Origin of the sequence: Lentzea sp. NPDC004782 (assembly GCF_040609115.1) — a bacterium.
Lineage (GTDB): Bacteria > Actinomycetota > Actinomycetes > Mycobacteriales > Pseudonocardiaceae > Lentzea.
The window spans coordinates 1-13,534 of the sequence record NZ_JBEXJN010000040.1; the positions used below are offsets into that span (position 1 = coordinate 1).

The window sequence follows — 13,534 nt, forward strand, 5'->3', positions numbered from 1 at the left end:
TTTGTCTTTGAGCTCTGTGAGAGGAACCCAAAGATGATCAAGCGGTGGCCGTACCCATGTCAAAGGTCAAGAGCATCCTGGTTAAAACACCAGGTGCACCTGTGGTGGACAAATGCGCCGTTCATCGTTGTCACGAACGCTGTTTGCGGATCCAGGCGGACACGTCGTCGGCGGCGATCGGCAGCGCGTCCGAGAGGATCTCGGCGCCGTCGCTCGTCACCACCAGGTCGTCCTCGATGCGCGCGCCGATGCCGCGCAGCTCGGGCGGCAGCGTCTCGTCGTTGGGGTGGAAGTACAGGCCGGGCTCGACGGTCAGCGCCATCCCGCGTTCGAGGATGCCCTGCTGGTAGGTCTCCTGCCGGGCGTCGGCGCAGTCGTGCACGTCCAGGCCGAGGAAGTGCCCGGTGCCGCAGACGATGTAGCGGCGGTGGTGCTGACCGGACGGGTCGAGCGCCTTGTCGACCGACACGGGCAGCAGGCCCCAGTCGTGCAGGCCCTCGGCGAGCACGCGCATCGCGGTGTGGTGGAAGGCGCTGTAGTCGTTGCCCGGCCTGACTTCCGCCAGCGCGGCCACGTGCGAGGCGTGCACGAGGTCGTAGACCTGGCGCTGCGCCGCGGAGAACTCGCCGCTCACCGGGAACGTGCGGGTGACGTCCGCGGTGTAGAGCGAGTTCATCTCGACACCGGCGTCGAGCAGCAGCAGGTCGGCCTCGTCGACGCGGCCGTCGCAGCGGGTCCAGTGCAGCACCGGGGCGTGCGGGCCGGCGGCCACGATCGAGGTGTAGCCGGGGCCGTTGCCCTCGGTGCGGGCGCGGCGGTCGAACGTCCCCTGCAGCCACCGCTCTCCCCCGCCGCGCACGGCCTGGCCGAGCTCCATGGCGACGTCGGCGAAGCCCTTGACCGACGCGTCGACGGCCTGCCGGAGCTGGTCGATCTCCCAGTCGTCCTTGATCCGGCGCAGCTCGGCGAGCACGGTGCGCAGCTCGTCGCTGTGGGAGCCGGTGAGCGCGTCCAGCAGCGGGTCGACGCCCTTGGCGGTCAGCGTCTCGGGGTGGCGGCCGCGCAGGGCGTGCGCGAGGTCCTCCAGCGGGCGGGCCGTGATGCCGAGCGCCTCACCCCACTCCTTCGGCCCGGCGGCGGCGCCGATCCAGAACGGGCTGCGGTCGGCGTCGCCGAAGAAGTCGACGCTGTGGGCCTCGGACGGCACCGGCACGAACAGCGTGGCGTCGTCGCCGGACAGCACCAGCACCGCGCCCTCGACCTGGCAGCCGGTCAGCCACACGAAGTCGCTGTCGGCGCGGAACGGGTGGAACGTGTCGTTGGACCGGACGTGCGCGCGTCCCGCGGCCAGCGCGATCCGCTTGCCCGGCAGCGCCCTGGCGAGCCTGGCGCGGTGGGCCTGGGCCGCCTCGGCGGTGCCGCGCGGCAGGTCGATGGCGCTGTCCCACTCGCCCCAGCCGTCGCGGATGTAGGAGCGGAAGCCGTCGGCCTCCACGAGTTTCGCCATGTCGCGGCGTGTCCGAGCCAATTCGCGTCCTCTCAGAGTGGTCCTTCCTGCCAGCCTCGCGCCCATCGGCGGGGGTGCGCCACTCCAGATCGGCGATAGCCTCAGGTTATGGAACTGGAGATCCGGCACCTGCGGGCGATCTGCGCCATCGGTGACGCGGGCAGCCTGTCGCGCGCGGCCACCCAGCTCGGCATCTCCCAGCCCTCGCTCACGACGTTGCTGCAACGGGTCGAGCGGCTGGTCGGCGGCAAGCTGTTCGACCGCGGCCGTTCCGGTGCCGTGCCCACCGCGCTGGGCGCGCAGATGCTGCGACGGGCCAGGTTGCTGCTGGTGGAACTGGAGGCGTTCGGCTCGGACATGGCCGGACGGGGCGGCCCGATCCGGTTCGGCTCGGTGCACATGGAGTGCGTGGCGGCGCTCTTCATCCGCCTCGAAGACGCGCTGGACGACGACGTCACGCTGGTGGTCGACCCGTCGTCGACCGCACTTGCGCTGGCATTGGCGAACGGCCACCTCGACGCGGCGGTGATCGCGGTCGACGAGGAGGGCGACCTGGGCCTCCCGCGCGGCGTGGCGCAGCGGATCGTCGTGCCGTGGGTGCCGGTGTACATCGCTCTTCCCGCTGGTCATCCGCTGGCGGCCCAGCCGGAGGTGGAGCTCGCGGACCTGGCCGGCGAGGCGTGGGTCGGGCCGCCCGGCGCCGAGGACGGGTCGCTCACGACGTTGCGCGCGGCCTGCCGGGCGGCGGGGTTCGTGCCGCGGATCCGGTTCGAGGTGCCGAGCGGTGCCGGACGGCAGCTGATCGCCGCGGGCAAGGCCGTGCAGCTGGTCGAACCGACGTCGCAGGGCGGTCCGGGCGTGGAGGTGCGACCGTTGGCCGGGGCACCGATGCGGATGCGGCTGGTGTTCTGCTGGCGGCGGGAGCGGCTGACCTGGGAACAGGCCAGCCGCGCGTACGCCGAGGTGCTGGACGCCTACGCCGAGCAGGCGATGGCGAGCCCGGTGTTCCGGCCGTGGTGGGAGGACCGCGGCGCGGCCCTCGCCTCGGTGGAGTGATCAGCCGGCCGTTGCCAGTGCGCCGAGCCACGCGTACCAGTCGGCGTCGTAGCTCGTGCCGATCACGCGCGTGAGGTGGTCCCGTGCCGCCGCCCAGTCTCCGGTCCGGTAGCTCGCCAGCACCGCGTCGACGTCCTCCGGGTGCTTCTCCACCAGGTAGCGGACAGCGAGGTAGCCCCAGTTGTAGACGCGTTTGGTGTCGTGGTCGTAGGTCGTGTCGAAGAGCGTGCTCAGGGCGTAGGTCTGCTTCTTCGCCTCCGCCAGCGCGTCCGCGTAGACCTCGTTGCGGTAGCTGTACGAGAGGTATTCGGCGAAGCCCTCGACCCACCACACCGTCGGCGTGGTCATGTTCTCGTCGAAGCCGCCGTGCAGGTCGAACCGGCCGTCGAGGTAGTGGGTGTACTCGTGGTTGAGGTTCCAGATCTGGAACGTCGGCAGCCAGTCGGCCTCGTGCGCGATGAACCGCGCCTGGTTCAGCGCCGGGTCGCCTTCCAGGTACATGCCGCCGTTGTTGGTGGAGATGTCGAACATGACCCCGGCGTACGTGCGGTAGTCGTTGGCGGTGTTGAAGACCACGACCTCCAGCGAGGTGTTCTGGTCACCGGCGACGGGTCCGGGGTCGCGCACCAGCCGGTGGAAGACGGCGTCCTGACCGGCCAGCGACGTGCACGTCCGGCGCAGCTGGGCGAGGGTCATCTGCTGGGCGCGGATCCGCAGCGACTGGCTGCAGGTGTACCGGACGGTGAGCACGCGCCGGTCGATCTGCGCGCGGAAGTCGCACGTGCCGTAGCGGCCGCATCGCGCCTTGTCGTACCAGTCGACCATCTCGGCCACGCCGACCCACATCGGCGCCAGCCTGCCGACCACGTTGCTCCTTCCGGCGAGGTCGACCAGCAGCGGCCGCACGCGGGTCGCGAGGTCGGCGTGCTGCAGGAACCTGCCCAGCTCGCGGGTCGCGTTCTGCACCAGGTAGGCGCGGTCGGTGCCGAAGAAGTCCAGGTGCCGCACCACGAACCGGCGCAGCGCCCGCAGGACCTCCGGTTCGGCCTTCGCCGCGGCGACGAACTCCGGGTGGCTGTGGCCCTGGTAGAGCATGATCATGCCGGCGTGCACGGTGGCGTCGTCGGCACTGGTGTAGTTGTCCAGCACGCGGGTCAGCGCGCGCAGTTCGGCCGGGTAGTCGGTGACGGCCGCGTAGATCGTCGACTCGGGCGCCGGGTGGTGGATGGTCCTGGCGACCTCGGGTGGCAGCAACGGCGGTGCGGCCTGAGCAGGAGAGGCGTGCGCCGCCGCCGGCACCAGCAGGCCGGCCAGCAGGGCAAGGACGAGTGCCGCTGATCGCATCGGGTCCTCCGCAGGGTGAGTGAGGTGCCCAGCAGCGTCACACCCTCCGGAGGTGCGCGATCATCCCTTCCGCTCATAGCTCCCCGCTATGGACCTGTTCACTCGGGCTTGGTCGGCTCCGCGAAGACCAGGTGCCGCACGAGCGGGGGCTCCTTGGCCAGCCCGCGCGCGACGTCCTGGTTCTGCTGGTCCACGACCGTGCCGCGCTCCAGGTGCTGCCGCAGGTGCTCCTGCCACGTCGCCACCGTGAAGGTCTCCAGGAACGTCTCGGGTTTCTCGGTGTCGCGGAACAGCCCCCACATCGTGGCCCCGGTGCGCCGGCGCGCCCGGCCGACCCGTTGCATGGCGTCGATGAACGCGTCCTCGTTCTCCTCGGCCACCGGCCACTCCACCGTGACCAGCACGGGCCCGGCGTTCGTGTCGTCGAGCTCCGGCGGTTCCTCCCAGTAGGTCGCGGGGGTGACGTCGAGGGGGCGGTCGATGAGCGGCAACCACTTCGTCGCCGCCAGCGCGCCGACCGCCATCGCCACCGCGGGCACGATCATGGCGGCGTGCAGGTCGTACGCGTCCGCGAGCGCACCCCACACCACCGCCCCGAGCGCCTGCCCGCCCATGAGGATCAGCTGGTAGTACGCGAGCGCACGGGCCCGCGTCCACGACGGCAGCAGCACCTGGGCACTGGCGTTGAACGTCGACAGCGTGGCGATCCAGCACGCCCCGGTCAGCAGCATCGCCCCGATCACCACCGCGAAGCTCCCGGTCAGCACCGCCGCGCTCGTGGCCGCCGCGTAGAGCCACGTCGCGAGCAGCACCAGCCGGTTCTTGCTCATGCGCCGCAACAACTTCGGCACCACGAACGCGCCCCCGATCGCCCCGGTCCCGACGCTGCCCAGCAACACGCCGTACCCACTGGCGTCGAGCCCGAGCGGCCCGCGCGCGATGGCCGGCAACAACGCCCACAGCCCGCTGCCGAACACGATGAAGAGCAACAACCTCGCCAGCACCCGCCGGAACAACGGCGAGCTGCCCACGTACCGCGCCCCGCTGCGCACCGCCGTGGTGATGTGTTCGGTCCCGAGTGGACGGTGGTCCGACGGCCTCTTCCACCGCGCCAGCACGACCAGCACCCCGAGGAACGACACGGTGTTGAACGCGAACGTCGCCTCCGGCCCGGCCAGCGCGATCAGCAACCCGCCGAGCGCCGGCCCGATCGCGCGCCCGACGTTCATGTTGACGCCGTTGAGCAGCGCGGCCTGCGCAATCTCCTCCCGCGACACCAGCTCCGGCTGAATCGCCTGGAACGACGGCATCGACAACGCCTGCCCGACCGCCATGAGCGCGAGCAGCCCGAGCAGACTCAGCGGCGTCGCCTTGTCCGTGCCGGCCAGCAGCATCAGCCCCGCCGCACCCGCGAGCATCAGGGCCTGCCCGGACATCAGCACGTGCCGCCGGTCGAGGATGTCGCCGAGCGCCCCGGACGGCACGACCAGCAGGAACACCGGCAGCGCCGTGGCGGTCTGGACGAGCGCGACCTGCAGGGCGGTGCCGCCGAGGTCACCCATGAGCCACTGGGCGCCGACGGTCTGGGCCCAGGTGCCGATGTTGGAGGCGAACTGGGCGAGCCACAGGGCGCGGAAGGCGCTGCGGCGCAGGGGCGCCCACGCGGAGACTGTCACCACCCGATCTTCACACCTGCCGGTGCGCTCCGCCGAGCACGCCGACCTCGTCGGTCCCGCCCTCCAAGCGCCTTTGTCCGCGACCCCGCCTGCCGGGCGACTACGCGGATGAAGGGCGCCTTCATCCACACCAGGTGGAGGAAGGCGCCCTTCATCCACCTCATCAGACGGCGGGTTACGGACGCCGTGCGAAGAGGACCGCCTGCGGAACCTCTTCCTCCGGCTCGAGCAACCACTGCGCCTGGACCGAGAACCCGGCGTCCCGCAGCCACGACGCCACCACGCCCGGCTGACGGCGGTGCACCCGCACGTTCATCGGATGCCCGCCGTACCCCTGCGTCTTCACCCGCACCTCGTCCCCGACGTGAAACCCGAGCTGCAGCACCCCGCCAGGCCGCAACACCCGCCGGAACTGACCGAACACCACCGGCACCTCGTCATCGGGAACGTGGATCAACGACCACCACGCGAGCACCCCGGCCACCGACCCGTCCGGCAGCGGGAGGGACGTCATCGACCCCACCTCGAACCGCGGCCCGGGGTACGCGCGCCGGGCCACGTCGATCATCCCGGGCGACAGGTCGACGCCGGACGCCTCGACCCCGAGCCCGCACAGGTGAGCCGTCACGTCACCGGGACCGCAGCCGACGTCCACCGCCGGCCCGCCGAGGGCCAGCACGCTCTCGGCGAACAACCCCAGCGCCGCACGCAGGTGCGGCTCCTGGGCGAAGGCGTCGCGCCGTAGATCGGCATAACTGGCCGCGACCGTGTCGTAAGAGGTTCGGGTGTCCGCCAACCAGTCCGCGCTCATGATCGCCAGAATAGTCCACTTCAGTCAACACTGAAGCTATTAAAAGAATCAAACAACCGTCACCGGATGCCGGACCACAGCCCCGAACAGGTAGCCCTGCGTGTTGCAGGGCGCCACCTCGGGCTGATCGTCCGCCCGCACCCGCAACACGTGCTCTCCCGGCGTGGCGAGCCACGGAATCTGCCACCGAGTCCACCCGTCACGGGACACCGGAGTGGCCCGCCGCCACGTCCGCCCGTCCGTGGAAACCGAAACCCGCCGCACCCCGGCAGGCCCCCAGGCCCGTCCGGTCAGCAGCCGGCGCCCGGCCGGCAGGGTCGCACCCCAGCCGAGCTCGAAGGCGCTCTTGGTCACCTGTGAGGTCACCAGCGTCCCCTCAGCCGGGTACGACGGCCCCAGCAACCGGTAGAAGTCCGTGTCCCAGGGCGAGTGCAGCGGCGTCGTGGACACCTCCAGCGAACCCAGCCACTTGATGCTCGCGATCCCGGCCCACCCCGGCACCACCAGCCGGGCCGGGTAGCCGTGGTCCACCGGCAGGTCGGCGCCGTTCATCTCGTAGGCGACCAAGACGTCGTCCAACGCCTTCGACACCGGCAACGGCCGCCGCACCCGCCCGAGGTTCACCCCGCCGGTCACGTACTCGGGGTCCAGTCCGGCCGGCAGCACGTCGACCGCGGACCGCCGCAGCCCGGCGAGCCGCAGCAGCACGCCGAGCGGCACCCCGCGCCACCGGGCGTTGCCGACCGCGCCGAGCGTCCACGGTGTACCGGCGACGTTCTGGCCCTGCTGCGAGGTGAAGAAGCTCCGGCCGTTGCCCGCGCACTCGATCACCGCCTCCACCGAGCAGGACGGCAGCGCCCGCAGGTCCCGCAGCGACAACGACAACGGCCGCGTCACGCCGGACCCGAAGATCTCCAGTCGCCACGAGGTGGCGTCCAGCACGGGGGTCGAGGTGTGGTTGCGCACGAAGAACTTCGACACCGGCACGAGCGAACCGACGTCGCGCAGAGCCTCCCAGCGCGTCTCCGCGTTCGTGCCGCGCACGATGAAATCGCTGGCGGGCAACGGCTTCACGATCGAAGGTGCCGCCACGGCACGGGACGGTAGCACCGTGAGTCCTGCCGCGATCAGCACGCCGCGCCGAGAGATCATGCGCTTCACGCTATCGACCTGCCGCAAGGGGCCGTCCCACAGAACGAGAAAGGTCGTGCGCGACTCCGGTACACGTCGAGCCGCGCACGACCGTCCCCCCCTCGCACGAGCGGGCTGGGGGTCCCGCTCGCCCTGCCCGGTCCCGCAGTCTCCCACCGACAGGACCGGCCGCCCGAAGCATCGCCCCTCGAAGCAATGCACGTTCGACGAGTTATGCCCCTGAGGCGTTCCACCCCGTTCCACGCCCGTTCCACCGGTCTGCTTGGGTGTGCGGAGTGACGCCCGAGTCGTGGTTGGAAGCAGGCACCCGAGCGTTGACGCGGCACGGGGACCTGCGCACCAGCCGGGAGCACTTCGCTCGGGCTTACGAGGCAGCGCAACGCACAGGTGACGTGCACACGCTCGTAGCGGCGGCGCTCGGTGCCGGCGGGGTGTGGGTGCACGAGCACCGCACCGCGGCGGAGGCGGAACTGGTGCGGTCTCGGCTGCGGCACGCGCTCACGCTGGTGGAGCCCGGGTCCGACCTGGCGTTGCGACTCAGGCTCAGGCTCACGGCCGAAAGCGACTACCAGGCCAACGAGAACGCGAACGTCCTCGCACTCCTCGACGAGGCGCGGAAGGTCGCCGACCCGGTGGTGCGGGTCGAGGCGCTGAGCCTCGCGCACCACTGCGTGCTCGGGCCGGACCACGTGGAGCGGCGCTTGGAACTGGCCGCCGAGATGATCACCGAGAGCCTGCGCACCGGACGGCCGGGCGACCTCATGATGGCGTTGCTGTGGCAGGTGGCCGACCACTTCCTCGACGCCGATCCGCACGCCGTGCGCCGCCTCACCGATCTGCGCGAACGGCTCAAGCACGAGGACCACCTGGCCGTGCGGTTCGTGGTGAGCGCGATGGAGGTGATGCTCGCGATCCGCGACGGCCGGTTCGCTGAGGCCGAGCAGCTGGCCGGGGCGAGCGCGCAGCTCGGCGCCGAGGCCGGCGACGTGGACGCGACGGCCTGGTACGGCGCGCAGCTCTGCGCGATCCGCTGGTACCAGGGCCGCACGCCGGAGCTGTTCCCGTTGGTGGACCACCTCGTGCACTCGCCGACGCTGAGCACCGTCGACAACTCGTTCTTCAGCGCGCTCGCGGTGGCCGCCGCGCTCGCCGGTGACCGGCGCAAGGCCGAGGGCGCGCTCGCGATGCTGTGCCGGCGCGGGCTCGACTCGCTGCCCCGTTCCAGCACGTGGCTCGTCACGATGAGCGGGATCGCGGACGCCGCGCACCTGCTCGACGACGTGGAGGTCGCCCGCGAGGTCTACGCGATCCTGCGGCCGTACGCGCGGTTGCCGCTCATGGCGAGTCTCGCCGTCACGTGCTTCGGTTCGGCGCAGCACCCGCTCGGGCTGGCGGCGCTGACGTTCGGCGACGTCGGCCTGGCGCTCACCCACCTCAAAGCCGCCGTGCGGGACAACCTCGCGCTCGGGCACTGGCCGGCCGCGCTGTCGTCGCGGCGCAAGTACGCCGAGGCGCTGGAACGCGCGGGCGACGTCGACGAGGCACGCCGCCAGCTCGCGACGTGCGCGCAGGAAGCCGCCGCACTGGGCGTCACCGCACCTCCCGACGGCGAGCTGACGGTGCGGCGCGACGGCAGGAAGTGGCTCGTGCGGCTCGGCGGCCGAAGTGTTCTCGTGGACGGCGGGATCGGCATGGCACATCTCGCGGTGCTCGCCGCCAACCCCGGCCGGGAGATCGCCGCGGTTGAGCTCGTCGCCGGCACGAACGCCCTGACCGAGGACGTGACCGCGCAGGACCAGCTCGACCCGGAAGCCTTGCGGCAGTACCGGAACAGGCTCGCGCAGCTGCGCGGACGCGATCTCGACGACGCGGGCCGGGCCGAGCACGACTGGCTCGCCGGCGAGATCGCCGCGGCCACCGGGCTGGGCGGCAGGACCCGCCCGTTCTCCGACTCCGGCGAGCGGGCCAGGATCGCGGTGGGCAAAGCGATCCGGCGCGCGGTGAACGCGCTGGCCGCGGCCGATCCGGCGATCGGTGAGCACGTGCGCGGCCATGTCCGAACGGGCAGGCGGTGCAGCTACACGCCTCCGTGACCGATACTGCAGTCGTGATCACGCCCGAATACCTCCTGTCGCCACGTGAGTTCGAGGTCCTGTGGCGGACGCTCCGGCTCGGCCGCATGCCGTATCCGCTCGACGTGCCCAGCGAGGGAGCCACCGAGCAGGAGCTCAAAACGCTGCAGCAGAACACGCTCGCCGGGCTGCGCGACCGCGGGCTGGCCGACGACGAGCGGCTGGAGGAGCTGCTGCGGTTGCTCGACCACCACGAGGTGTCCGTGGACGCCGTGCTGGGCCTGGACCGGACCGTGCGGGCGCTGGCGGCGTCCAGCGGTGAGCAGGCCGTGCTGGCGATCATCGACGGCGACCGGGTCGGGCTCGCGGAGATCAGGCCGACCGGGCTCGCGCGCGAGATCGTGCGGGTGCTGCCGGAGGGAGAACCCGGTCCCGGCAACGCGATGTCGGTGCGCGCGGACACGTTGCAGCAGGCCGCCGCGTTGCAGGAGGCCGACCACGACGAGGAGTCCGACGACCCGTGGGGCGCGGCCGACGACGAGCTCGACGACAGCCAGGCGCTGCAGAAGGCCGGCTTGTCGGCGCAGGACGCCCGGCAGCTGGGTGAGCTCGCCGCCAACCGCGTGGCGGGCGGCCAGTTCGGCGTGACGCACCGCCGGGAGCGCTCGGGCACGGTGATCAACTGGTTCGACACCCGTCAGGGCCGTTACCTCGTCGTCAACTCCGACGGCTGGCTCAGCCTTTCCCCTGCCGACAACGACCGCATCGCCACCAGAATCGACACCGTGCTGGCGTGAATTGATCGACGACCGATTTATCGGCGACCGGCGGACCGGGCGGCGAAGATCAAGACAAGCCTAAGGATCACCCTCGAAGCCGTGTGATTTAGGCCACACCGCCGCCCGGTCAAGGGCCGTTCCAGTGATGTGAACAGAGATCGGAAGCCCGAACGGGCAAGGTTCGAGAGCGCTCCCACAACCAGGGCAAACGATCTTCCTGATCATCGGCCGTTCACATCACGATCGCCCGTTTCGCTGTGTGACAACAGATTGTGAACGCCGGGTCTCAATTGGCCACACTCGCCGTGGAATGCAACCGCTGTACATAAAGCTACTTGATACTGCACGCATGTACATCGTCGGTGACAAAGACGCTGTCCCGCTGCGGGACACCGTCAGCTCGGGTCAGGTGCAGCTCGACCCGACCGCGGGCGAGGAGCTCCGCAAGCACTTGCAGGCCCAGATCGACCAGGTCGACTCGTGGCTCGAACGCGCCAACGCCAGCATCGCCCGTCCCGCACCGCTGGGCGCCAACCCGATCGGCGACGCCATGCGCGAGAAGTTCACCCATCGCGCCGAGGGCGAGCAGTACTCGTTCGTCAGCGTCATGACCGCGTACCGCACGGTGCTGGAGCAGACGAAGAACTCGATCGTCGCGGCGATCGACAACTTCACCCGCCTCGATGAGGAACACCAGGCAGAACTGAAGAAGCTCATGAACAGCTGATCCCGGCGCGGATCAAGCTGACCCCATCGACGCGAGAGGCGAGCCGGTCATGCCCCCCGAGACCGACCCGAGCGAGTTCGAGAACAAGCCGGTCCTCACGGACCCCCAGAACTGGGCGTCACGCTCGCACGAAGAGCTCTACGCCGCAGTGCACAACAACAACGACCCCGGTCAGGCCGGCCAGATCAGCTCCGACTGGGGCAAGTACGGCTCCGAGCTCACCGAGGCCGCCCGCACCATCAACGCCGTCATCACCGCGTCGGAGTCCAAGTGGACCGGTGCCGCCGCCGAGGCCGCCCGTGACGCGATGAAGAAGCTCGGGACCTGGGTCGACGAGACCGCCCGCACCGCCGTCGAGGTCGGCAACAAGGTCGCCGACCAGGGCCGCGTGATGGAGGCCGCGCGAGCGCAGATGCCGGCGCCGGTCCAGTTCGACTGGAACAAGGCCGCGGCCGCGCTCTCCCAGCCGGGCACGCCCGCCTTCGTGCTGGCCGCCGCCGACATCGCGGTGGCCAACGCCGCGTCGCGCTCGGCGCACGAGCAGGCCGTCAACGTGATGACAACGATGGAAAACAACTCCCGGCAGATCGACACGTCGACGCCGACCTTCAAGCCGCCGTTCAACCCGAACACCGGCCAGGTCGAGGAGCCGGTGCTGGCGACGCCGCGGATGGCCGGTGCGCCCACGCTCAACGGCGCGGAAGGCCTCATGTCCACGCAGGCGGCCGCCGGTGGCGCCGTGGCCGCTCCGCCCAGCCCCACCGGCGCGGCCACCGGTGGTGCTCCTCAGGGCGGCGCGAGCGCGCCCGCCGCGGCGGCCTACACGCCTTCGGCGCCCGGCTACACGCCGTCGGCCGATCCCGGTGGTGGCGGCGGCGGAGGCGGTGGCAGCTACACGCCGCAGATGCCGAACTACAACCCCGGAAACACGAACGTGGCCGCCGCGACGTACACGCCGACGGCGCCGGGCTACACGCCGCCGTCCAACCCCGGCACCACGTACACGAGCGGTGGCGGCGGTGGCAGCAACTACACCCCGCAGTTCCCGTCGGGTGGCACGCCGTACCTCGGCACGGGCCAGTCCGGCACGCCGCGTCCGAACCCGAACATCCCGAAGATCCCCGTGGTCGGCAGGGACGTCCCGAACCCGAACTACACGCCGCAGAACCCCAACTCGCCCAAGGGCTTCACGCCCACGGCACCCGGCTACACCGGACCTGGTGGTCCCGGTGGCGGCGCCGGCGGTGGCGGTGGCGGCGCCGGCATGCGGCCCGGTGCGATGCCGAACTTCGGTGCCGCGGGTGGTGGCGCCGGCGGGTTCGGTGGCGGCGCGGGCGGTGCCGGCGGTGCGGGTGGCTCGATGCAGCCGGGCGGTTCCGCCGGTGTGCAGGGCCGTCCCGGTGGCATGCCGACGGGCATGACCGGTCCCGGCGGCGCGACGGCGGCGGGTGCGGGCGCGGGTGCCGGTGCGCCGATGGGTGGTGGCGCTCCGCACGGCGGTGGCAAGGGCGAGGACGACAAGGAACACCGTTCCGCCAGCTACATCATGGGCGGCGACCTGTTCGAGGTCCCCGGCGAGAACCTGCCCCCGTCGGTGATCGGCGGCGCGAAGGTCAAGAAGCCGAAGGGATCTGACGGGTCGTGATCACCCCCGAGTTCCTGCTCTCGCCGCGCGAGTTCGACGTCCTGTGGCACGAGCTGCGGCTCGGCCGGATGCCCTACCCGCTGGACGTGCCGAGCGAGGGCGACACCGAGCAGGACCGCCGGGTGCTGCGCGAGAGGACGCTCGACGAGCTGCGCCGGCGCGATCTGGCGGGCAACCACCGGCTGGAGGAGTACCTGCGGCTGCTCGACGACCACGACGTGTCCGTGGACGCCGTCGCGGGACTCGACCGGACCGTGCGGGCGCTGGCCGTCTCCAACGGTCAGCGGGCCGTGCTGGCGATCATCGACGACGACCGGGTCGGGTTGCTGGCGATCCGGGAGACCGGCCTCGCCCGCGAGATCGTGCGGGTGCTGCCCGACGGCGAGCCCGGCCCCGGCACGGCGGTGAACGTGCGGGTGGAGACGTTGCGCGACGCCGTCGCGATCCGGGAGGCGGAGGAGTCGGACTCCGACGACCTGTGGGGCGCGGCGGAGGAGATGGACGACCGGACCGCGCTGCAGCAGGCCGGTCTTTCCTCCCAGGACGCCAAGCAGTTCGGCGAGCTCGCGGCGAACCGCGTCGCGGGCGGCCAGTTCGGCGTCACCCGCGGCCGGCAGCGTTCGGGCGTCGTGATCAACTGGTTCGACACCCACCAGGGCCGCTACCTGATGGTCAACTCGGACGGCTGGCTCAGCCTCTCGCCGACCGACAACGACCGCATCGCCACCCGAATCGACGCCGTGCTCGCGTGAGAGCGCTTCAGTC

Annotated in this window: 11 protein-coding genes; 6 read left to right on the top strand and 5 right to left on the bottom strand. The window is 71.2% G+C overall.

The features are described from left to right. Positions 1 to 130 precede the first annotated feature (130 nt). On the bottom strand, positions 131 to 1,507 hold the full coding sequence (locus ABZV40_RS31185; RefSeq protein ID WP_355449427.1) for an aminopeptidase P family protein: 1,377 nt from the start codon (positions 1,505 to 1,507) through the stop codon (positions 131 to 133). A 108-nt stretch (positions 1,508 to 1,615) separates the two neighbouring features. On the opposite strand from ABZV40_RS31185, the gene ABZV40_RS31190 reads away from it, so the two are divergent. Next, the gene (locus ABZV40_RS31190; protein ID WP_355449430.1) at positions 1,616 to 2,563 is read left to right on the top strand and encodes a LysR family transcriptional regulator; all 948 of its coding nucleotides are present in this window, start codon (positions 1,616 to 1,618) and stop codon (positions 2,561 to 2,563) included. On the opposite strand, the gene ABZV40_RS31195 is transcribed toward ABZV40_RS31190, so the two are convergent. From ABZV40_RS31195 to ABZV40_RS31210, 4 genes are all read right to left on the bottom strand, one after another. Next, complete coding sequence (locus tag ABZV40_RS31195) at positions 2,564 to 3,907, bottom strand: collagenase (protein ID WP_355449433.1); 1,344 nt, start codon at positions 3,905 to 3,907, stop codon at positions 2,564 to 2,566. It abuts the gene before it with no gap. Between the two features lie 98 nt (positions 3,908 to 4,005). Beyond that, on the bottom strand, positions 4,006 to 5,583 hold the full coding sequence (locus tag ABZV40_RS31200) for an MFS transporter (protein WP_355449436.1): 1,578 nt from the start codon (positions 5,581 to 5,583) through the stop codon (positions 4,006 to 4,008). 175 nt (positions 5,584 to 5,758) lie between these two features. Beyond that, complete coding sequence (locus ABZV40_RS31205; protein WP_355449439.1) at positions 5,759 to 6,394, bottom strand: class I SAM-dependent methyltransferase; 636 nt, start codon at positions 6,392 to 6,394, stop codon at positions 5,759 to 5,761. Between the two features lie 48 nt (positions 6,395 to 6,442). Beyond that, positions 6,443 to 7,546: a sulfite oxidase gene (locus ABZV40_RS31210; RefSeq protein ID WP_355449442.1), complete on the bottom strand. Its 1,104-nt coding sequence runs from the start codon at positions 7,544 to 7,546 to the stop codon at positions 6,443 to 6,445. Positions 7,547 to 7,938: 392 nt separating this feature from the next. Here ABZV40_RS31210 and ABZV40_RS31215 point away from each other — a divergent pair, with 392 nt between their 5' ends. The 5 genes from ABZV40_RS31215 (at position 7,939) to ABZV40_RS31235 (ending at position 13,521) form a co-directional block, all read left to right on the top strand. Next, on the top strand, positions 7,939 to 9,639 hold the full coding sequence (locus ABZV40_RS31215) for a hypothetical protein (RefSeq protein ID WP_355449445.1): 1,701 nt from the start codon (positions 7,939 to 7,941) through the stop codon (positions 9,637 to 9,639). A gap of 14 nt (positions 9,640 to 9,653) precedes the next feature. Then, positions 9,654 to 10,415, top strand: coding sequence for an ESX secretion-associated protein EspG (locus tag ABZV40_RS31220; RefSeq protein WP_355449448.1), 762 nt, complete (start codon positions 9,654 to 9,656; stop codon positions 10,413 to 10,415). A gap of 331 nt (positions 10,416 to 10,746) precedes the next feature. Further along, positions 10,747 to 11,124 (top strand): hypothetical protein, encoded by a 378-nt coding sequence (locus tag ABZV40_RS31225; protein ID WP_355449451.1) that lies wholly within the window; start codon positions 10,747 to 10,749, stop codon positions 11,122 to 11,124. Positions 11,125 to 11,173: 49 nt separating this feature from the next. Beyond that, positions 11,174 to 12,769 carry a PPE domain-containing protein gene (locus ABZV40_RS31230; RefSeq protein ID WP_355449454.1) on the top strand — a complete coding sequence of 532 codons (1,596 nt, stop codon included), beginning with the start codon at positions 11,174 to 11,176 and terminating at the stop codon, positions 12,767 to 12,769. Continuing rightward, entirely contained in the window at positions 12,766 to 13,521 is a 756-nt protein-coding gene (locus ABZV40_RS31235; protein ID WP_355449457.1) for an ESX secretion-associated protein EspG, read from the top strand. The genes ABZV40_RS31230 and ABZV40_RS31235 overlap by 4 nt, the downstream gene beginning before the upstream one ends. Positions 13,522 to 13,534 lie beyond the last annotated feature (13 nt).

Excerpts from the sequence above, each read along its gene's own strand:
- ABZV40_RS31185 (WP_355449427.1), bottom strand. The coding sequence starts at position 1,507 with ATGGCGAAACTCGTGGAGGCCGACGGCTTCCGCTCCTACATCCGCGAC.
- ABZV40_RS31190 (WP_355449430.1), top strand. The coding sequence starts at position 1,616 with ATGGAACTGGAGATCCGGCACCTGCGGGCGATCTGCGCCATCGGTGAC.
- ABZV40_RS31195 (WP_355449433.1), bottom strand. The coding sequence starts at position 3,907 with ATGCGATCAGCGGCACTCGTCCTTGCCCTGCTGGCCGGCCTGCTGGTG.
- ABZV40_RS31205 (WP_355449439.1), bottom strand. The coding sequence starts at position 6,394 with ATGAGCGCGGACTGGTTGGCGGACACCCGAACCTCTTACGACACGGTC.
- ABZV40_RS31210 (WP_355449442.1), bottom strand. The coding sequence starts at position 7,546 with ATGATCTCTCGGCGCGGCGTGCTGATCGCGGCAGGACTCACGGTGCTA.
- ABZV40_RS31225 (WP_355449451.1), top strand. The coding sequence starts at position 10,747 with ATGTACATCGTCGGTGACAAAGACGCTGTCCCGCTGCGGGACACCGTC.
- ABZV40_RS31230 (WP_355449454.1), top strand. The coding sequence starts at position 11,174 with ATGCCCCCCGAGACCGACCCGAGCGAGTTCGAGAACAAGCCGGTCCTC.